This is a genomic window from Limnohabitans sp. Rim8, from assembly GCF_943326455.1.
In the GTDB taxonomy this organism is placed as follows: Bacteria; Pseudomonadota; Gammaproteobacteria; order Burkholderiales; family Burkholderiaceae_C; genus Limnohabitans_A.
This window is the reverse complement of record NZ_CALPTI020000003.1, coordinates 122,530-141,138: the sequence shown is the minus strand read 5'-3', so window position 1 is coordinate 141,138 and position 18,609 is coordinate 122,530. Positions and strand designations below refer to the sequence as shown.

At 58.7% G+C, this 18,609-nt stretch carries 18 protein-coding genes and 1 pseudogene; 6 read left to right on the top strand and 13 right to left on the bottom strand.

Annotated elements, in window-relative coordinates; genetic code table 11:
* Positions 1-61 precede the first annotated feature (61 nt).
* The 4 genes from Q1M54_RS03200 to Q1M54_RS03185 all read right to left on the bottom strand — a co-directional run bounded on the left by Q1M54_RS03200 (position 62) and on the right by Q1M54_RS03185 (position 3,064).
* Entirely contained in the window at positions 62-1,039 is a 978-nt protein-coding gene (locus tag Q1M54_RS03200) for a beta-ketoacyl-ACP synthase III (RefSeq protein ID WP_300553796.1), read from the bottom strand.
* Positions 1,036-2,100 carry a phosphate acyltransferase PlsX gene (gene plsX, locus Q1M54_RS03195; RefSeq protein WP_300553793.1) on the bottom strand — a complete coding sequence of 355 codons (1,065 nt, stop codon included), beginning with the start codon at positions 2,098-2,100 and terminating at the stop codon, positions 1,036-1,038. Before plsX ends, Q1M54_RS03200 begins: the two co-directional genes overlap by 4 nt.
* A gap of 108 nt (positions 2,101-2,208) precedes the next feature.
* A complete protein-coding gene (gene rpmF / locus Q1M54_RS03190) occupies positions 2,209-2,391 on the bottom strand; it encodes a 50S ribosomal protein L32 (RefSeq protein ID WP_005794249.1) in 183 nt (60 codons plus the stop codon).
* Between the two features lie 124 nt (positions 2,392-2,515).
* Complete coding sequence (locus tag Q1M54_RS03185; protein ID WP_300553789.1) at positions 2,516-3,064, bottom strand: YceD family protein; 549 nt, start codon at positions 3,062-3,064, stop codon at positions 2,516-2,518.
* A gap of 50 nt (positions 3,065-3,114) precedes the next feature.
* On the opposite strand from Q1M54_RS03185, the gene Q1M54_RS03180 reads away from it, so the two are divergent.
* Together Q1M54_RS03180 and Q1M54_RS03175 are read left to right on the top strand one after the other, a co-directional pair.
* A complete protein-coding gene (locus tag Q1M54_RS03180; protein ID WP_300553787.1) occupies positions 3,115-3,735 on the top strand; it encodes a Maf family nucleotide pyrophosphatase in 621 nt (206 codons plus the stop codon).
* Positions 3,732-4,505 (top strand): SAM-dependent methyltransferase, encoded by a 774-nt coding sequence (locus tag Q1M54_RS03175; protein WP_300553784.1) that lies wholly within the window; start codon positions 3,732-3,734, stop codon positions 4,503-4,505. The genes Q1M54_RS03180 and Q1M54_RS03175 overlap by 4 nt, the downstream gene beginning before the upstream one ends.
* 19 nt (positions 4,506-4,524) lie before the next feature.
* Here the strand turns inward: Q1M54_RS03175 and Q1M54_RS03170 are convergent, their stop codons facing one another.
* The 4 genes from Q1M54_RS03170 to Q1M54_RS03155 are packed head-to-tail and all read right to left on the bottom strand — an operon-like array spanning position 4,525 to position 7,578.
* A complete protein-coding gene (locus tag Q1M54_RS03170; RefSeq protein WP_300553782.1) occupies positions 4,525-5,541 on the bottom strand; it encodes a S49 family peptidase in 1,017 nt (338 codons plus the stop codon).
* 2 nt (positions 5,542-5,543) lie between these two features.
* On the bottom strand, positions 5,544-5,909 hold the full coding sequence (locus Q1M54_RS03165; RefSeq protein WP_300553779.1) for a Rieske 2Fe-2S domain-containing protein: 366 nt from the start codon (positions 5,907-5,909) through the stop codon (positions 5,544-5,546).
* 12 nt (positions 5,910-5,921) lie between these two features.
* On the bottom strand, positions 5,922-6,590 hold the full coding sequence (locus tag Q1M54_RS03160) for an HAD-IA family hydrolase (protein ID WP_300553776.1): 669 nt from the start codon (positions 6,588-6,590) through the stop codon (positions 5,922-5,924).
* Positions 6,562-7,578: an RluA family pseudouridine synthase gene (locus Q1M54_RS03155; RefSeq protein ID WP_300553773.1), complete on the bottom strand. Its 1,017-nt coding sequence runs from the start codon at positions 7,576-7,578 to the stop codon at positions 6,562-6,564. The genes Q1M54_RS03160 and Q1M54_RS03155 overlap by 29 nt, the downstream gene beginning before the upstream one ends.
* Before the next feature lie 591 nt (positions 7,579-8,169).
* Here Q1M54_RS03155 and Q1M54_RS03150 point away from each other — a divergent pair.
* Positions 8,170-11,193, top strand: coding sequence for an Rne/Rng family ribonuclease (locus Q1M54_RS03150; protein WP_300553770.1), 3,024 nt, complete (start codon positions 8,170-8,172; stop codon positions 11,191-11,193).
* Positions 11,194-11,317: 124 nt separating this feature from the next.
* Here the strand turns inward: Q1M54_RS03150 and Q1M54_RS03145 are convergent, their stop codons facing one another.
* Genes Q1M54_RS03145 through hemC form a run of 4 tightly spaced genes read right to left on the bottom strand, consistent with a single transcriptional unit; the run spans position 11,318 to position 15,461 of the window.
* A complete protein-coding gene (locus tag Q1M54_RS03145; RefSeq protein WP_300553766.1) occupies positions 11,318-12,613 on the bottom strand; it encodes a heme biosynthesis HemY N-terminal domain-containing protein in 1,296 nt (431 codons plus the stop codon).
* Positions 12,614-12,619: 6 nt separating this feature from the next.
* A complete protein-coding gene (locus Q1M54_RS03140; protein ID WP_300553763.1) occupies positions 12,620-13,681 on the bottom strand; it encodes a uroporphyrinogen-III C-methyltransferase in 1,062 nt (353 codons plus the stop codon).
* The gene (locus Q1M54_RS03135) at positions 13,678-14,529 is read right to left on the bottom strand and encodes a uroporphyrinogen-III synthase (RefSeq protein ID WP_300553760.1); all 852 of its coding nucleotides are present in this window, start codon (positions 14,527-14,529) and stop codon (positions 13,678-13,680) included. The genes Q1M54_RS03140 and Q1M54_RS03135 overlap by 4 nt, the downstream gene beginning before the upstream one ends.
* Before the next feature lie 14 nt (positions 14,530-14,543).
* Positions 14,544-15,461, bottom strand: coding sequence for a hydroxymethylbilane synthase (gene hemC / locus Q1M54_RS03130; RefSeq protein WP_300553758.1), 918 nt, complete (start codon positions 15,459-15,461; stop codon positions 14,544-14,546).
* A gap of 74 nt (positions 15,462-15,535) precedes the next feature.
* On the opposite strand from hemC, the pseudogene Q1M54_RS03125 reads away from it, so the two are divergent.
* Together Q1M54_RS03125 and argH are read left to right on the top strand one after the other, a co-directional pair.
* Positions 15,536-15,757: pseudogene (locus tag Q1M54_RS03125) on the top strand (phosphoenolpyruvate carboxylase); the annotation flags it as partial.
* A gap of 46 nt (positions 15,758-15,803) precedes the next feature.
* Complete coding sequence (gene argH / locus Q1M54_RS03120; protein ID WP_300553755.1) at positions 15,804-17,252, top strand: argininosuccinate lyase; 1,449 nt, start codon at positions 15,804-15,806, stop codon at positions 17,250-17,252.
* A gap of 9 nt (positions 17,253-17,261) precedes the next feature.
* Here argH and Q1M54_RS03115 read toward each other — a convergent pair whose 3' ends face one another.
* Positions 17,262-17,990 carry an SOS response-associated peptidase family protein gene (locus tag Q1M54_RS03115; protein WP_300553752.1) on the bottom strand — a complete coding sequence of 243 codons (729 nt, stop codon included), beginning with the start codon at positions 17,988-17,990 and terminating at the stop codon, positions 17,262-17,264.
* 75 nt (positions 17,991-18,065) lie between these two features.
* Here Q1M54_RS03115 and Q1M54_RS03110 point away from each other — a divergent pair, with 75 nt between their 5' ends.
* Positions 18,066-18,602, top strand: coding sequence for a pseudouridine synthase (locus tag Q1M54_RS03110; protein ID WP_300553748.1), 537 nt, complete (start codon positions 18,066-18,068; stop codon positions 18,600-18,602).
* Positions 18,603-18,609: the final 7 nt, after the last annotated feature.

Here is an 18,609-nt window from a genome sequence, read left to right as displayed (position 1 = left end):
TGGAATGAACTGGGTCTGGCCAACAGGCAGTGCAAACGGAATTGATCCAGTCGGAGTCTGGTCAGTAACGCAAGAGGACTGAACCCCAGGTGAATCCACCGCCTACGCCTTCGAGCATCAGGGTCTGACCGCGCGTGATGCGTCCGTCGCGAACAGCGGTATCCAGAGCCAAGGGAATCGAGGCCGCCGAGGTGTTGCCGTGCTGGTCCACCGTGACCACCACTTTGTCCGCGCTCAGCCTCAGTTTCTTGGCCGTGCTTTGCATGATGCGGATGTTGGCCTGATGAGGAATCAACCAATCGATGTCTGTGTCGGTCAAATTCGCCTTGGCAAGGCTGGCACGGGCGGTTTCTTCGAGCACGCCCACTGCGAGTTTGAATACAGCTTGACCGTCCATCTTGAGCACCGGGTCGCCCAAAATACCGCCACGATTGACATGACCCGGCACGCACAAAATGTCTTTGTACTTGCCATCGGCATGCAAATCGGTGGCCAAGATACCGGGAGTATCTGAGGCTTCTAACACCACAGCGCCAGCGCCGTCGCCAAACAACACGCAAGTGGTTCGGTCCTTGAAGTCAAGGATGCGGCTGAAAATTTCGGAACCAATCACCAAAGCGCGCTTGGCTGAACCCGTCTGAATCATTGAATCGGCCACGGTCAGTGCGTAAATGAAACCACTGCACACCGCTTGAACATCGAACGCGGGACAACCTGACGCACCCAACTTGTGCTGAACCATGGTCGCCACCGAAGGAAAGACCATGTCAGGGGTGGATGTGGCCACAATGATCAAATCGATGTCTTGAGCGGTCAAGCCTGCCGCGCTCAGGGCTTGCTGTGCGGCCTGGGTGGCCAAGTCGCTGCAGCCCTGCTCATCGGCAGCGAAGTGCCGAGCGCGAATGCCCGTTCGTTCTGCGATCCAATCGTCAGAAGTTTCGACGCCTTGTTGAGCCAGTTCAGCGGCAAGGTCGGCGTTGCTCAGGCGTCTCTCGGGCAGATAGCTGCCTGTACCCAAAATGCGTGAATAGATGCTCATACAGTGGCGACCGCGGTGTCTGATGGCTCTGCTTGTGCGCCCTTCAACAAGGGGGCTGCGTGGGCAATTCGCTCTCGTACGCGATCCAACAATTGGTTTCGGGCTGCATCATAAGCCCGGTTCAAGGCATTCTCAAAAGCCAACTCGTCAGCCGATCCATGGCTTTTGAACACCAGACCACGCAAACCCAGCAAGGCTGCGCCGTTGTATCGACGATGGTCAACCCGTTTTTTAAACGCCGTTAACACCGGATAAGCCAATAAAGCGGCAATTTTGGTGAAAATGCTGCGCGAAAACTCCGCCTTGAGAAAGCCGCTGACCATGGTGGCCAAGCCTTCGCTCGCTTTGAGGGCCACATTGCCGACAAAGCCATCGCAAACCACAATATCGACCGTACCTTTGAAAATATCGTTGCCTTCCACGTTGCCATGAAAGTTCAAATCACCCGAATTGGCAGCAGATCGCAACAATTCGCCAGTTTTTTTGATGATTTCATTGCCTTTTATGGCCTCTTCACCAATATTGAGCAAGCCCACAGTAGGTTGGTTTTTGTTTTGCAATACCGAAACGAGGGCTGAGCCCATGACGGCGAACTGCAACAAATGCTCTGGTGTGCAATCCACATTGGCCCCCAAATCGAGCATGGTGGTGCCACCGCCCTTGAAGTTGGGCATTTGACCTGCAATCGCTGGACGGTCAATGCCTTCCATGGTCTTGAGGACATATCGCGCAATGGCCATCAAGGCGCCAGTATTACCTGCGGAGACTGCCACTTGAGCCTGACCATCACGCACTTGCTCGATGGCCAAACGCATCGATGAGTCTTTTTTCTTGCGCAAAGCCACTTCCAGTGGGTCATCCATTTCCACCACTTCGGTCGCCACAACCAATTGCGCCCGCGGATCAGAAAACCCCGCCAAAGCTTCCGCCCGACCCACCAAAATCAAGCGTGCTTCAGGATGCGCGGTCAAAAATCGACGACAAGCAGCAAGCGTGACGCGAGAACCATGGTCGCCGCCCATGCAATCGACAGACACAGTGATCGGGTTGGGTGATGTCATGTCATCCTTCGGATCAAAATCGGGAGAAATACAAGCCATAAACTAAAAAGCCCGAGGCTACTTAAAAAGTAGCGCCGGGCCTCAGAAGGCTTGAAGGCCGGGGGCCGATCAGGCTTCCGATTTGTTTTTGAGCACTTGGCGGCCACGGTAAAAACCGTTGGGGCTGATGTGGTGGCGCAGGTGTGTTTCGCCAGTGGTGGGCTCAACTGCGATGCCAGGCACGTTCAGTGCGTTGTGCGAACGGTGCATGCCGCGCTTGGAAGGCGACTTTTTGTTTTGTTGGACGGCCATGGTGGCTCCTTGAAAGCTTGGAGGCAGCGCCGAAGTGAACGCAGCTTCTGGTTGAAGGGATTGTCACTTGGCATACCAAGCGAAGCTCATGATTATAGCCCATGCCGCATCGAAGGCATGGAACTTATTTGGCCCCACCCGTTTTGAGACCTGCCAAGACACCAAAAGGGTTGGGGCGTTCAGAGGCGGCTTCGAACTCCGGATCGGCCACGGACATGGGTAAAACCTCTGGGCACACCTCGTGCAATGGCACCAAAGGCAAGGCCATGATCAACTCATCCTCCACCAAGGCATGGGCATCAAAGTCCCGACTGATGACCAAAATATCTTCTTCCGATTCGTCATCCAAAGCCGCTGCAGTCGCCTCATCGGCCACAAAACGAAACGACCGCTCGACTGAAACCACCTGCAAAACAGGGGTCAGGCAGCGCTGGCATTGCATGGGCAGCTGCACAGAAGCCTGCAAATCCAGCCAAATCTGGTCTGCACCGCCCGCTTGCTCTAACAAACGACCCTGAAGCTGCCAAAGCACAGGACCTGCAGCCAACTCCTGACCATGCTGCTCGACAGCCAAACGAGGCCAATCGGCCAAAGCGCCCTCTCCGCGCAATGCCAAGCCCTCTCGCGCAAACGACTGCAAATCCAGGTGTTGGGGGTCGGTTTTTTTATCCATGGGTTGCAGTGTAAGAGAATCACTCTTGTACACACACTGGAACCTGCGCTTTGACAACGACTTTTGCCAATTCAACCCTTCAAACCCCTGTCAGTCGTTCTGTGGTCCTGGGCTCGACCTCCCGCTACAGGCGTGAATTGCTGGAACGGCTGCGCATCCCCTTTCAGGTGACAGCACCTGAAGTGGACGAAACACCTCAGGCAGGCGAGCGCCCTAGGGCTTTGGCCTTGCGCCTGGCTTTGGCCAAAGCCCAAGCGGTTGCAGCGCTTCACCCCGAAGCGGTGGTGATCGGCTCCGACCAGGTGGCCGATCTGGCGGGACAAGCCTTGGGCAAACCGGGTGAGCATGCCCGCGCCGTGGCCCAGTTGCGCCAAATGCGTGGCCAAACCGTGATTTTTCAAACCGCTTTGGCGGTGGTCTGTTTGGCTTCCGGCTTTGAAAAAGTCGACTTGGCCGAGGTGCGGGTGGTTTTTCGGGACTTGAGCGACGCCGAAATCGAGGCATATCTTCAGGCAGAACAGCCCTATGACTGTGCGGGCAGCGCCAAAAGTGAAGGCCTGGGCATTGCACTTTTGGAGTCCATCGACAACGATGACCCGACAGCCCTGATCGGGCTGCCGCTCATCCGCACGGCCCGACTGCTGCGCCAAGCTGGAGTCAAACTCCTTTGAACACCCCCACACCACCCAAGGGTCGCCTGTTTTTGGTGCCCACCCCCCTCGACTTCGGTTGTGCAGCGCAAGCGCCCATCCAGGATGTGCTGCCGAGCCACACCTTGGTTTGCGCCGCGCGCATCCAACACTGGGTGTGTGAAAACGCCAAAAGCACCCGGGCATTTTTGAAGCGCGTGGGCGAAACCCACAGCTTGATCGCGTCTCTCCCCGAACAGACCATCACCGAACTGCCTCGCCACGTGCACAAAAAAGGCGATCACCAATCGGGTTTTGATGGCAAGCCCCTCTTGGCCGCGGCTTTGCAGGGGCATGATGTGGGTTTGGTCAGTGAAGCAGGCATGCCTGCGGTCGCCGACCCCGGTAGCTCTGTGGTGCGCGCGGCGCACGATTTGGGCATCACCGTGGTGCCCTTGGTGGGCCCGGTATCGCTGCTGCTGGCCCTGGCCGCCAGTGGTCTCAATGGCCAAAATTTCGCGTTTGTGGGGTACTTACCGCAAGACACAGCGGAGCGGTCAGCGCGCCTTAAACAACTGGAATCGTTGGCCCTCAAAACCGGGCAAACCCAGCTGTGGATCGAAACCCCTTACCGCAATGCCGCCATGTTGAGCGGCTTGCTGCAAAGCCTACAAACCCAAACCAGGCTGGCCATTGCCAGCGGCCTGACCTTGCCATCTGTGAATATCCAAAGCCACAGCGTGGGCCAATGGAAAAAGGGCCTCAAAGGCCCTGATGGACACACGCCCGCGGTCTACGCCATCGGGCCTTGATTTTTGGAATGTGCGGTGATCAGCGCAAGACCGCCGTGCGGTTCAACACACGAACAGAGCCCTCGCCCACCGCAACACCAAATCGCTTGACCAAGCGTTCGGCCACGTTTTCACGCTGGGTGTAATCGATCACGTCAGGCGCTTTCACCACGTCTCTGGCCACGCCATCGATGCTGCCCAAACTGTCGGCCAAACCCAGATCCACGGCTTGCTGCCCGCTCCAAAACAAACCACTGAACATGTCTGGATGGTTTTTGAGCCGATCTCCCCTGCCCTTTTTCACCACGTCAATGAACTGCTTGTGGATTTGATCCAACATGGCCTGTGCATGCAAGCGCTGGGGCGCGGTTTGAGGACTGAAAGGGTCAAGAAAACCTTTGTTCTCACCGGCCGTCATCAAACGCCGCTCAACCCCCAACTTGTCCATCAAGCCTGTGAATCCAAAGCCATCCATGAGGACGCCAATGCTGCCAACCAGACTGGCTTTGTCCACAAAAATTTGATCGGCAGCTGCGGCAATGTAGTAAGCCGCCGAGGCACAAGACTCTTCCACCACGGCATAAATGGGTTTTTTGTGCAATGCCCGCAAGCGGTTGATCTCGTCGTTGATCAACCCGGCTTGTACCGGACTGCCGCCGGGTGAATTGATCAACAACACCAAAGCCTTGGATCCGGGGTCTTCAAGTGCGGTACGCATGGAGGACATGATGTTTTCTGCACTGGCCTCCGTGTCAGAAGAAATTTCACCCACGATGGTGACCAAGGCTGTGTGCGGGAAGCTGGTACTGGTCGCAGGCGAGCCGAAACTAAAGACTTGCCACAGAACAAAAACAACAATGCCCATCCAAGTCAAACGCAATCCCACTTTCCAACGGCGATCGCTTTGCTGCTCTTTCAAATTGGCAAAAGCCAGTTTTTCCAAGGTTTCGCGCGCCCAACTTTCCTGCGTGGCCAAAGCGGGCGCATGGACAGCGTCAGCCGAAGGCAAAGGAGAGTTTTCAAGGGGCTTGGACGTGTTGTCCTGGGGTTCTTGCATGGTCAAAATTCGAGGGGTTTTAAGTTATAAGCAGTATGCCAGTGAACCACACCTTCACGCTCTGACAAGTCTATTTTGACCAAGCCGCCTCGACACGGACCACCGGAGCAAGCACCGGTATCAGGCTGGTAAGTGGCGCCGTGCGTGGCGCACATCAACCAACGACCGGTGTTGTCAAAAAACCGGTCCGGTTGGTAATCCATCTCCATGGCCACATGGGTACAGCGGTTCAGATAGGCGTGCACCTGGCCTTGGTAACGGATGGCAAAAGCCCGGCAAGTCTGCCCGGCGTACACGATGTCAAAGGGCACAGCCCGCCCCCCGTTGACCAGGTCGGCGCTGTTGCACAAAGGGACTGTAGGCTCCATGAACGCTCCGGATCAGGCGTGTTGCAGCAACCAATCGTGCAGATCACGCACGCTGTGCGCCACATGACGCGGTTTCAGGGCATGGAAGGCCTCGGGCTCGTGAGCGCCGTAACTCACGCCCACGCTGGCACACCCGGCATTCAGCGCCATTTGCAGGTCGTGCGTGGTGTCTCCAACCATCAAGGTGCGCTCGGGTTCAACGCCAAACTCGCGCATCAACTCGTGCAGCATCAAGGGGCTGGGCTTGCCCGCAGTTTCATCGGCCGTGCGTGATCCGTCAAAACGGTGACGCAACTCGACCGCCTGCAGGGCCTCGTTCAGGCCATGGCGGCTTTTGCCGGTGGCCACCGTCAGCCAGTGGTGCCGGGCTTTCAGTTCGTCCAACATGACCAGCACGCCATCAAACAGGCTGATGTCGTTTTGGTGCTGAAGGTAATGGTGCCGGTAGCGTTCACCCAGGGCCGGGTATTTGTCCTTGGGTACATCGGGTGCGGCATGGGCCAACGCTGGCAAGAGGGACATGCCGATCACAAAAGAGGCCGCTTCTCGACTGGGCTCTTGCCCTCCCACATCGACCACCGCCCGCTGAATGCAGCGGGTGATGATGGCGGTGGAATCGAACAATGTGCCGTCCCAATCAAAAGCGATCAGGTCAAACTGACGGGGTCTGGAGTTGGGCATGGTTGATGTAGGTTTTCAATTCAGAAGGTAAATCGGCTTGCAGAGCAACGCGCTCGGCGGTCACCGGGTGGTTGAACTGCAAACGCCAAGCGTGCAAAAACATGCGTTTCAGGCCTGGGCTGGCCCCCGGCCTTTGCAACTGACGGTTCCAATCGAAATCACCGTATTTGTCGTCGCCCGCAATCGGGTGACCTTGCGAAGCCAGGTGGACCCGAATCTGGTGGGTGCGCCCAGTCTTGATGGTCACCTCCAGCAGCGTGGCACCCGGCAGGCGCTGCGCCACCTTGACCAGCGTGATCGAACGCATGCCGTCCGGGTCTTCTGCCGTGGTCACGCGCACGCGGCGCTCGCCTTCTTGACCATCTTGGCCAGGCAGCAGGAATTTATGCAACGGCTGGTCGATCACCTTGAGTTTGGAGGGCCAATCCCCTTTGACCAGCGCCAAATAGGTTTTACCGGTCTCGCGCTCACGAAATTGGTCTTGCAGATGTTTCAAAGCGCTGCGCTTTTTGGCTACCAGCAAAATGCCGCTGGTGTCACGGTCCAGGCGGTGCACCAATTCCAATAATTTGGCGTGCGGGCGGGCCTGGCGCAACTGCTCAATCACACCAAAACTCACCCCGGAGCCGCCATGCACGGCCACCCCTGACGGTTTGTCGATGGCCATCAGGCTGTCGTCTTCAAGCAAAACCGGAAATTCACGGCCAGGAGCAGGGTGCGCGACTTTCTCGGCCACTTTTTCAGAAACGCGTACAGGCGGCAAACGCACCTCGTCGCCGTTTTCCAGACGGGTTTCGGCCGAAGCCCGGCCCTTGTTGATGCGAACCTCACCGCTTCGGATGATGCGGTAGACGTGCGTTTTGGGCACGCCTTTCAGATGACGCATTAAAAAGTTGTCCAAACGCTGCCCCGCCGACTCTTCGTCCACCAACAACCATTTGACAACAGGCGTGGTATCGGCCGTCTTGGACCCTATAATGTGATTCACTGGCAGTTGGCTGTAAGTGGTTGATTCAAATGGAAATGAATTCCTGCAAAGCTGGAGTTTAGTCCACCACCACCGCGCCAAACCAGATGGTCGATGCCACCCTCGGCACGATTTTGCAGACTGAAGGCCAGCGCCGACAGTGGCAAAACGCCCCGGAGGTTGGGCCGACGCCCAGAAACCCAGATACGGAATACCCCAAGTTGAGCAGCCCCCGAGGCTGCTCAACGGATCAAAGCGAGATGGTTGTGTTGTTCGGAACTTTGCTGATGTGGATGAGATGGCTCACGAAGCCATGCGTCTTTGTCACGCCTTGTGACCGGCAGTTTGTCTTAGACACCGGGGGAAACCCCCGGCAGTGGACGAATATCCGCACACCTTTTGACTCGCCCCATCCACGCGCCACGACACCCATTCCTGTGCGCATGCACAGCTGAGTGGTCGGTCTACTTCGGCAGTTCCCTTCGTTTCAGGCGTCAGCTCCGGCAACGTGGGCTTTGCGGTTCTCAAGAACGCAAAGCCGGTTGTGTAAACAGGTTTTGAGTGCGGTCACTTTCTGCGCCAAAGCCAAGCTGAACAGAAAAGGAATGCATCATGAAACGGATGCTGATCAACGCCACGCAAGCTGAAGAGCGACGCTTGGCCATCGTCGATGGACAAAAACTCCTTGACTACGAAATCGAAATCGAAGGCCGCGAGCAACGCAAGGGCAACATCTATAAAGCTGTGGTGACCCGCGTCGAGCCCTCACTAGAGGCCTGTTTCGTTGACTATGGTGAAGACCGCCACGGTTTTTTGCCCTTCAAGGAAATCTCGCGCCAATACTTTGCTGAAGGCGTGTCCGTCAGCCAAGCCCGCATCCAAGACGTCATCAAAGAGGGCCAATCCCTGTTGGTGCAAGTCGAAAAAGAAGAGCGCGGCAACAAAGGCGCAGCCCTCACTACCTTTGTCAGCTTGGCTGGCCGCTACGTGGTGCTCATGCCCAACAACCCGCGCGGTGGTGGCGTCAGCCGTCGCATTGAGGGCGACGACCGGGCCGAGCTCAAAGAAGCGATGGACCAACTGGAATACCCCAAGGGCATGTCCATCATCGCCCGCACCGCAGGCATTGGCCGCTCCGCGCCCGAGCTGCAATGGGACCTGAACTACCTCCTTAAGCTGTGGTCCGCCATCGACGGCGCCACACAGGGCAAAGGTGCATTCCTGATTTACCAAGAATCGTCGCTGGTCATCCGCGCGATTCGTGACTATTTCAACAATGACATCGGCGACATCCTGATCGACACCGATGACATTTATGACCAGGCTCAACAGTTCATGAGCCACGTCATGCCAGAATTCGCGCCCCGCGTGAAACGTTACCGAGACGACGCGCCACTGTTTTCCCGCTTCCAGATCGAGCACCAAATCGAATCGGCTTACGCCCGCACCGTGCAACTGCCGTCCGGGGGGGCCATCGTGATCGACCACACCGAAGCTTTGGTGTCGGTGGACGTGAACTCGGCCCGAGCCATCAAGGGCGGCGACATCGAAGAAACCGCCACCCGCACCAACTTGGAAGCTGCCGACGAAGTGGCCCGCCAGATGCGTTTGCGCGATCTGGGCGGCCTGATCGTGATCGACTTCATCGACATGGAAGAGGCCAAGAACCGCCGCGAGGTAGAAAACCGCTTGCGCGATGCGCTGCGCCAAGACCGTGCGCGCGTGCAATTCGGCTCGATCAGCAAGTTTGGCCTGCTGGAGATGAGCCGCCAACGCTTGAAGCCTGCCTTGAGCGAGGGTGCGTCCATCCCCTGCCCTCGTTGCGGTGGTGCGGGCCACATCCGCGACACCGAGAGCTCGGCACTGCAGATCTTGCGAATCATCCAGGAAGAGTCCATGAAGGACAACAGCGCCGCCGTGCACGCCCAAGTGCCCGTCGAAGTCGCATCTTTCCTGCTCAACGAAAAGCGCTCCGAAATCGCCAAGATCGAGCTGCAGCAACGCATCAACGTGCTGCTGGTGCCCAACAAATCGCTTGAAACACCGCACTACAAGCTTGAGCGCTTGAAGCACGACGACCCGCGCCTGGACCGCATCGAAGCCAGCTACAAGATGGCGGAAGAGATCGAAGACGCGACCACCGTGACGCGCCGCTCCCAAGAGCCCACCAACAAACAAACGCCTGTCATCAAAGGCGTGCTGCCGGATGCACCTGCCCCCATGGCGCCGGTCAAGGCCGAGGCCCCTGTTGCCAAATCAACAGCCAAAGTGCCAGCACCTGCGCCAGTGCCTGCGGCCCCAGCCAGGGGTGGCTTCTTGACTTGGTTGAAGAACCTGTTCAGCGGGACGTCTTCTGAACCTGCTCCTGCAACTGCAGACAAAAAAGACGACAAGGCTCGCGATGCCCGCCGTGATGGTGGCCGTGGCGATGGTCGGCGTGGTGGGCGCGATGGTCGGCGCGGCGAACGCAGCGAAGCTGTCACGGGCGAAGTTCGCACGCCACGCGAAGGCGCTCGCCGAGGCGAAGGTCGAACTGAAGGCCGTGATGGCGAAACTCGGCCAGCGCGTGCTGAACGCACAGAACGTGGCGAGCGCACTGAGCGAGGTGAACGTCCCGCTCGCGAGGGCCGTCGCGAGGGCCGATCCGAAGTGCGTGCTGAAGGTCGGGGTGAGGGGCGCACCGACACACGTGCAGAAGCCCGCGCCGATGCGCCGCCAGAGCTCAATGCCGATGGCACCGAAGTGCGCCAGGAACGTGCGCCGCGCGAAGGTCGCCGCGACCGAGGTGAGCGTGGCGGTGAAGGACGTCGTGAACGCGGTGATCGGGGGGAACGTCGCCAAGCCGATGCGTCTGGCCCAGAGCTGAATGCCTCCGAAACATCGGCCAGCGCAGCGCTTAGCTTGGACGGCAACCAGTCGACCGAAGGCACCAACAGCACAGAAAACACCGGTGAGCGCCGTGAGCGCCGTTCACGTGACCGGTACGGTCGTGATCGCCGGGAGCGCAACGGTGAAACGCGTCAAGACAATGCGCCAGAAGAAGGCCAGGCTGAAATTGCAGCGTCATCAGACACGCCAGCCACAACTCCGGCGCAAGCCGAAGAGCGGCCGGCTGGACGTTCATACTTTGAACGTGCTCAGGCTTCATCTGCACCAGCGCCATCAGCAACAGCACCGGACAGTCTCATCCCAGTGATTCCCGAAGCAGCACCGATGGCCGCAGCAGCCGCATCTTCAGCCGCCTTGGCAGAAGAAACACCCGCCAAAGCGCCTGCACCAACGCCGTTACCAACGCCGATCTCTGCACCTGTAACCGCTACGCCTGTTGCACCCGCAACGACCATGGCCTCAGCACCGACTGCAGCAACGACGCCAGCAGCACCCGTCAAGGGACTGCCGACCGTCAGCAGCTTCGATCTGCCCATCGAGAGCTTGGCGCAAATTGCCCAATCGTCTGGTTTGGTTTGGGTCAACTCTGACATGGCCAAAGTAGCTGCAGTGCAAGCGGCCATCGCTGCCGAACCCCAAGCAGTGCGTGTACCACGCGAGCGTCCTCCAGCTGTGGTCCTTGATGAAGGTCCCTTGGTCTTGGTGGAAACGCGCAAAGACCTGAACACACTGAAGGTACCCTTCTGATCGAGGCACGGGTGTCTTGAGTCAACATGAAAACGGGCCTCAATGGCCCGTTTTTTTGGCGAGTCCCTCAGCTCATGAGCTTCAGGCTTGCATTTACAAGATCAATTGCCAAAGCGATTTGAGATCAATGGGCAGCGCACTGTGCGGCTTGTTTCCATGCCAGTAAGGCCTCATCAGCATCTTGGCGTTGCTCGGCCAATTCAGCAAGCGCCATCCATGCTTTTCGCTTGAGCGATGGGCTCTCCAAACTTTTCGTGGCTTGGGTCAACAACCCCTGGGCCTTCCCCCAAAGGCGATGGCGCAGACACAGCATGCCGGCCAAATACTGCAAATGAGCAGCCCTGGGCTGTGCTTGCTGGGCACTCTCTAATCGGGCAAGCCAGACCAGTGCGTCAGGGGCATCGACGCCCGGCAAACAAGCATCCAGGGCATGTACCACACCAAGCAACTGATCTGACGACCAGTCCCGGTTTGACGACTGAACCAGTGCCCACAGGTCTTGCAACCAGGACCGCGCGGTTTGGGGGTCCCCCTCCAATTGCAACCATCGCACAACCGCTTGCGATGCCACCTCGGGCATCAAGCGCTGCGCTGGTGTCAAGCGCAGCCAAGTGCGCTGCAAGGTGTCCGCATCGTGCGTGTGTGAGATCAACTCCAAGACCAAGCGTGACACCAAACTTTCAGCGGCAGCGGGGGAAAAAGCCTTGTGCTTGGCCAGCAATGTGGCCGTCTCCAGCGCCTGTGCTGGCTGTCCGGACAAGCGGGCGGCTTTGAGCTGAAGTCGCATGGCCACCATGCGCCGACCGGCAGCAGGCGGTAATGCTTTGATTTTTCCCAAACTGGCAGCAGCATCACGGTCGTCCAACAACCAACGCGCCGACCGCAACAAAGAGCCCTCCATCAAGGTTTGGCCAGCGCTGCTTTGGTTATCGGCCGCTTGTGCCAAAGCCAAATTCAAATGGTGTTGCCGCTGTGCTTTGTCTTGCAATGCATGGCTGGCCTCGGCTGCCATGATGTGCGCCAGAGTTCGCAATGCAGCGGCATGCTCCAAATTCACACCCGCTGCCGCCAGCAATGCCTCTTTGTCCAAGGTTTGCTCGGCCGACTTTCGGGCCCGCAAAAATCGCCCCGCCATGAAGTGTCCGATTGAATCGAGCAAAGCGGCGTGGCTGGCTCTTTCTTTTTGTTGCAAACGCCAGCGCTGGGCTTTTTGGGGCAATGAAAAAAAAGCCTCCAGCGCTCGCTGGGCAAGTATCACCAGCAAAATCACCGACAAAACCATCAAAAAAGCGAGGTTGAGCGAGATGTCCACCCGGTGAGGGTAAAGAAACAAACTCACCGTGCCTTGGTTGTTTCCCGCAAGCCAAGCCCCAGCGGCAGCCAAGGCGAACAAAATGATGAGCCACAGAGCTGCACGCATGTTGATTTACCTCCCAGCAGCAGCTGTGCTGAGGGCTGTCAAAGAAGCTTCAATGCGAGGCACCTCGGCCGTTCGAACTTGTTCAGTGGTTTGTTCTAATAACTGCAACAACTGTGTGGTACGACGGGATTGCGGCTCAGCGTAGCGACGCACCAAAATCGCCGAGGCATTGAGGTCGGCACGCACGCCATCCTTTTGTCGCGCCAGCAGTCCCAAGCGGGCATTGAGCAACTTGAGCTTGAGGTTTTCGCGCACGAAAAAGGCTTGCTCAGGCGACAGCAAGGCGGCCTCTGGGGTGTCAATCCGGCTGACCCTCAACAAACTTTTGAACTCATCTCCCATCCGGGTCAAACCAGCCATCCACCAAGTCGTTGGCACAGAGGACACCGTAGTCTCTGTCTGTTGGCGCAACTTGTTTTGCTGAGAATTGGCATCGTTGGCCAGCACAAGCCCATCCACCAAAGCGACACCTTCGTCAAGCTTGACCATCAAACCCGGCAAATCAAAGCTTGGCACGCTGTTGATTCGCTCCAAGTCTTTCTCCAGAGCCCGCGCCAGCGGCATCAGACGCGGCTGCGATGTTCGCTGGACCCGCCTTTGTGCCGATTGCAGCGCCGCCAACAAAGGTTCTGTGCTGCCTGTCATCAAGGCTTGCTGCTGAGCAATGCGCAAAGCCGATTCGATGTCCACCAACAAATTTTCATCGCGCGAACGGGACAAGCTTTGCATCAAGTCTTCCAACTGGGCGCGTTGCAAAGCCACTTCGGCCAGTCTTGCCTCCATGAGCGCGATCCTGGCCGCGCTGTCCTGCACGGTTTCTTGGGCTTGTTTGGCCCAAGTCTTGGCCTCCAATGCCTGAACCCCAGAGTCCGCGCTTTGGCGAGCCAACTGCTCCTGGATACGTGAAAGTTTTTGCCACAAGAAAACCGAGGACAACAGGGCAAAAGTCGCCAAAGCGCCCACCAATGACAAAACCAGCCAAGAGCGCTGCGCCGCAGCAGGTGCGACAGAAACAAGCGGCTCGTTGGCAGGCTGGGGGTCAGGGACGTCTACTGAGGGGGGTGTCATGCCATTGATTTTATAGACAGCGCTTGCGCCTCAAGGCCAGCCGGGACCAAATCAACACACGACCAACCCGATTGCTTCAACCTGAGGGCGATGCGCGGATGAGTAGCCAAAGCTTTGGCTTGATCCAAAATCAGATTGGGGCAAGCCTGCAAAAGGTGTTGGGCGGCCTCTGAACTGCTGAACAACCACCTGCTGTCGTCGTTCATGGCCAAGTGAGCACGGGTTTGTTGCGCATCGCTCAGGCGAGGAGCCCGGCGCACATACGCCACCGTCTGCAGCACCTCCAAACCCGTAGCCTCCATTTGCAAAGCCAGCCAGTCACGACCGGCCAGTTGACCGTGCGCATCGGCACCGCGCACGATCAATACCTGAACTGACGACGCTGCAGCGGCTGTACCCCTTGCCAAGCCCATGGCTTGGGTCGCAGCGACCACGCGCGGGGCCACCAAGGACCACAAGGCTTCCGAGTCAAATTGCGGCGCAGACTCGTCTGGTGAATCGATCAACTCGGCCGGCCAGCCTGCCGCCAGCAAAGCCGCTCGGGTGCCTGGTCCGGTCGACCAAGCGCGGCAAGATCCAATCGGCGAACCCGCAGGTCTCGACGCCAAAAAAAATCGAACGGCATTGGCACTGACAAACATCACAGCCAAAAGCTGGGGCACAGCTTGCCACGCGGTCGTCAAAGGGGTTGAATCTTGCAAGCCGGTTATGTCTATCAAGGGCAGTGTCTCGCAAGCCACCCCTCGCGCCTGCAAGGCATCGGCCCAAGCCTGCGCTTCGCGCTCGGGTCGGGTGACGATCACCCGCCAAGCGGCATCGGCCCGACGACTTGAAGGCGCCAGCGCCATGTCAGCACCAGACCTCAATGCGCTCCGCCGTCGCGCAGGGCCTGGGCTACGCTCAGGCCCAAAGCCTCGGCGGCCTCTAAGCCATCTGTGCTGGCATTCGCGTCGGCAGTGACCAAGGTGGCCGCACCTTCCGGATCGCCCCAAGCCGCTTGCAGCTTGAGCACACCGCCCTCGATGGTCGCATGCGCGGCCAAAGGCATGGAACAACTGCCGCCCATAGCGCGGCTGACGGCCCGCTCTGCCGCCACACGGCGCCACGAGGGCGCGTCGGCCAGCTGCGCCAGCAGGGCGCGCAAATCGGCCCGGTCGCTGCGGATCTCTATGCCCAAAGCGCCCTGGCCTGCTGCGGGCAGCATTTGCTCGGTTTCAAAAATATGACGAATCCGCTCAGACAGGCCCAAGCGCTTGAGGCCCGCAGCCGCCAGCACAATGCCCGCGTACTGGCCTTCGTCGAGTTTGCGCAGGCGCGTGTCCAAGTTGCCGCGCAGGGGCTCAATTGTCAAATCGGGGCGCAATGCCCGCAGCAGTACCGTGCGGCGCAGGCTCGATGTACCCACCACAGCGCCTTGCGGCAAGTCTTCCAAACGGGCGTACTGCGACGAAACCCAAGCGTCGCGGGGGTCTTCACGCTCCATCACGCAGGCCAGCTCAAAGCCCTCGGGCATGTCCATGGGCACATCTTTGAGCGAGTGCACCGCGATGTCGGCGTGGCCCTCTTGCAGCGCCACCTCCAATTCCTTGACGAACAAGCCCTTGCCGCCCACTTTGGACAAGCTGCGGTCCAAAATTTGGTCGCCCTGGGTGGTCATGCCCAGCAACTTGACGGTGTAGCCCAATCCTTCCAGCAAGGATTTGACATGCTCTGCTTGCCACAAGGCCAAACGGCTCTCTCGGGTGGCGATGACGATGGCGGGTTGGGTGGACTCGGTCACAGAAGGATTCCTGAAAAAAATTTTGATTGCAATTAAATGAAATCAACGGGTCAATTTGTCTCTCCGACAATGCTAGCATGATGTCAAGAGAAATTGACACTTTTCAAAAGCTCTTTGCTGTCAACCCTGCGCTCGACCACTCGATCCGCCACCGCTTCCCCTTGATCGACCCACTGCACCACCTGCAAGTCGAGCTGATCCGCCGCTACCGGGCCGGAATTGCAGACGAACGCGCGCGGCGGGGCATCCACACTTCGATCGATGGGATTGCGGCGGGTTTGCGTAACTCGGGTTGAGCCTGTTTTCGGATGACCTCAGGTCGCCCGATAAAATCTTCAACCTATGACAAACCAACTCGACAAAAAATCCCAAGCTTGGTCCGCGCTTTTTTCTGAACCCATGAGCGAGTTGGTCAAGCGTTACACCGCCAGCGTGTTCTTTGACAAGCGCCTGTGGCAAGCCGACATCACCGGCAGCCTGGCCCACGCCGAGATGCTGGCCGCGCAAAACATCATCGCCGCCCAAGACCTGGCCGACATCCAACGCGGCATGGCGCAAATCACGGATGAAATCGAATCCGGCGCTTTTGAGTGGAAGTTGGACCTGGAAGACGTGCATCTGAACATCGAGGCGCGTCTGACCCAGCTCGTGGGCATTGCTGGCAAACGCCTGCACACCGGGCGCAGCCGCAACGACCAGGTGGCCACCGACGTGCGCCTGTGGCTGCGCGGCGAGATGGACCTGATCATCGGCTTGCTGACCGACCTGCAAAAGTCACTTGTGGATGTAGCCGAGCGCAACGTCGAGGTCATACTGCCGGGCTTTACCCATCTGCAAGTGGCGCAGCCCGTGAGCTTTGCCCACCACCTGTTGGCCTATGTGGAAATGTTTGCCCGCGATGCTGAGCGCATGGTCGACGTGCGCCGCCGCACCAACCGCCTGCCATTGGGCAGCGCCGCTTTGGCCGGCACCACCTACCCGCTGGACCGCGAGCGCGTGGCGCGCACCCTGGGCATGGTCGACGAAGCGGGCAACCCGCAGGTCTGCCAAAACAGCCTGGACGGCGTGAGCGACCGCGACTTCGCCATCGAATTCACCGCCGCCGCCAGCCTGTGCATGGTGCACATCAGCCGCTTCTCTGAAGAGTTGATTTTGTGGATGAGCCAGAACTTTGGTTTTGTGAAGATCGCCGACCGCTTCACCACAGGCTCGAGCATCATGCCGCAGAAGAAAAACCCCGATGTTCCCGAACTGGCACGCGGCAAGACCGGCCGCGTGGTCGGCCACCTGATGGGTCTGATCACCCTGATGAAGGGCCAGCCCCTGGCCTACAACAAGGACAACCAGGAAGACAAAGAGCCGCTGTTCGACACCGTGGACACGCTCAAAGACACGCTGCGCATCTTCAGCGAAATGGTGGGTGGCCAGGTCAACCCCGCCACGGGCCAAAAAGAAGGCGGCATCACCGTCAACGCTGTCGCCATGGAAGCAGCCGTGAAAAAGGGCTATGCCACTGCCACCGACTTGGCCGACTACCTGGTGAAGAAGGGCTTGCCGTTTCGCGATGCCCACGAAGTGGTTGCCCACGCAGTCAAGACCGCACAAGGCTTGGGTGTGGACCTGTCTGAGCTGCCGCTCGAAACCCTGCAAAAGTTCGACAACCGCATCGAAGCCGATGTGTTCGGGCCGCTCAGCCTGCACGGCTCGCTGAACGCTCGCAACACCTTGGGTGGCACGGCGCCGTCGCAAGTGCGCTTGCAAATTGCGCGTCACCGTACCCGACTGGTCTGAACCCCCGTACTATTTTTTCTGCACCGGGTTGGCCAGCAGCAATTGGGCCGGATAGGCCCGCATGAATTCGCGGGCTTTTTCCAATGGGGCGCTGAGCCAAGCACCGTACGCGCCTTCGTTCAAAATGGCAGGCATGCGTTTTTCATTGCCGTTTTGGCCGTAGCGGTTCATCAGCGCGTGGCTGTTGGCGTTCACGGTGAGCAGGGTGAAGCTGACGATTTCTTCGTCGCCTTGTTTCCAGCACTCCCACAAGCCTGCCACGCCCATGGGTTTGCCGTCCACCCGGGCAATCCGTGTGGGTACAGCTCTGCGGCTGCGCCAGTCGTCTTCGAAAAATGCTTGCATCGGGATAATGCAGCGCTGAGCACGCAGCCACGTCTCGCGGGTGGGCGTGGCGGTGCTCATCGTTTCATAGCGGGTCACGGCCAACTTGGTGGAACGCAGCTTGGCGTCTGACGCCGACTTGACCCAAGTGGGCACCAAACCAAACTGACCTTGGGCCAACTGCAAAAGCAACGGGGCGGCAGTTGAGGCTGGCTGGCTATGTTCTGCCTGTTCATTGTCAAGATGGCTTTCTGGTGATCCCAAAGGGACAGCCTCGGGTGCAGCGGCTTTGCGAATGAAAAAGCCCAGCTGACGGGGCCAGACTTCTTTGCCCAGCAAGGCTTCGGGTGCGGCAATGCCAAAGGCCTCGGCGTACAGGTCGGGGCTTTTCAGGCATTCGTATTGGGTGCTCATGCGGGTGATGCTACCCCACCGCCCTGATGGGTGGACCTGATACGCTCTGGCCTCAATGACAACACCTGCCTTTTCATGCTGATCCGCTTCAACAAACCTTATGGCGTGCTCAGTCAGTTCACCCCTGAGGGGCGTTGGACCGGGTTGGCAGACCACATCGATCTGCCCGGTGTGTACGTGGCCGGACGGCTAGACGCTGACAGCGAAGGCTTGCTGCTGCTGACCAGCGATGGACAAGAACAGGCCCGCATTGCCGACCCGCGCTTCAAGATGGAAAAGACCTATCTGGTGCAGGTGGAGGGCATCGTGACCGACCAAGCCCTGACCGCATTGGCCCGGGGCGTGAGTCTCAAGGACGGCCCCACACTGCCCGCCCGCGCCCGCGCCGTGGCGCCACCTGCTGAGTTGTGGTCCCGCAACCCACCGATTCGCGAAAGGCAAAGCATTCCCACCTCTTGGCTGGAACTGAGCATCCGCGAGGGCCGCAACCGCCAAATTAGGCGCATGACAGCGGCAGTGGGCCTGCCCACACTGCGCCTGATACGGACTGCGATAGGGCCTTACAACCTGGATGGACTGCCCTCGGGCACTTGGCAAAAAATAACGCCATGACAACGAA

Bases quoted from the DNA above. Each gene is read 5' to 3' on its own strand.
- Q1M54_RS03200 (WP_300553796.1), bottom strand. From the start codon at position 1,039: ATGAGCATCTATTCACGCATTTTGGGTACAGGCAGCTATCTGCCCGAG.
- plsX (WP_300553793.1), bottom strand. From the start codon at position 2,100: ATGACATCACCCAACCCGATCACTGTGTCTGTCGATTGCATGGGCGGC.
- rpmF (WP_005794249.1), bottom strand. From the start codon at position 2,391: ATGGCCGTCCAACAAAACAAAAAGTCGCCTTCCAAGCGCGGCATGCAC.
- Q1M54_RS03185 (WP_300553789.1), bottom strand. From the start codon at position 3,064: ATGGATAAAAAAACCGACCCCCAACACCTGGATTTGCAGTCGTTTGCG.
- Q1M54_RS03170 (WP_300553782.1), bottom strand. From the start codon at position 5,541: ATGCAAGAACCCCAGGACAACACGTCCAAGCCCCTTGAAAACTCTCCT.
- Q1M54_RS03165 (WP_300553779.1), bottom strand. From the start codon at position 5,909: ATGGAGCCTACAGTCCCTTTGTGCAACAGCGCCGACCTGGTCAACGGG.
- Q1M54_RS03160 (WP_300553776.1), bottom strand. From the start codon at position 6,590: ATGCCCAACTCCAGACCCCGTCAGTTTGACCTGATCGCTTTTGATTGG.
- Q1M54_RS03150 (WP_300553770.1), top strand. From the start codon at position 8,170: ATGAAACGGATGCTGATCAACGCCACGCAAGCTGAAGAGCGACGCTTG.
- Q1M54_RS03145 (WP_300553766.1), bottom strand. From the start codon at position 12,613: ATGCGTGCAGCTCTGTGGCTCATCATTTTGTTCGCCTTGGCTGCCGCT.
- Q1M54_RS03140 (WP_300553763.1), bottom strand. From the start codon at position 13,681: ATGACACCCCCCTCAGTAGACGTCCCTGACCCCCAGCCTGCCAACGAG.
- Q1M54_RS03135 (WP_300553760.1), bottom strand. From the start codon at position 14,529: ATGGCGCTGGCGCCTTCAAGTCGTCGGGCCGATGCCGCTTGGCGGGTG.
- argH (WP_300553755.1), top strand. From the start codon at position 15,804: ATGACAAACCAACTCGACAAAAAATCCCAAGCTTGGTCCGCGCTTTTT.
- Q1M54_RS03115 (WP_300553752.1), bottom strand. From the start codon at position 17,990: ATGAGCACCCAATACGAATGCCTGAAAAGCCCCGACCTGTACGCCGAG.
- Q1M54_RS03110 (WP_300553748.1), top strand. From the start codon at position 18,066: ATGCTGATCCGCTTCAACAAACCTTATGGCGTGCTCAGTCAGTTCACC.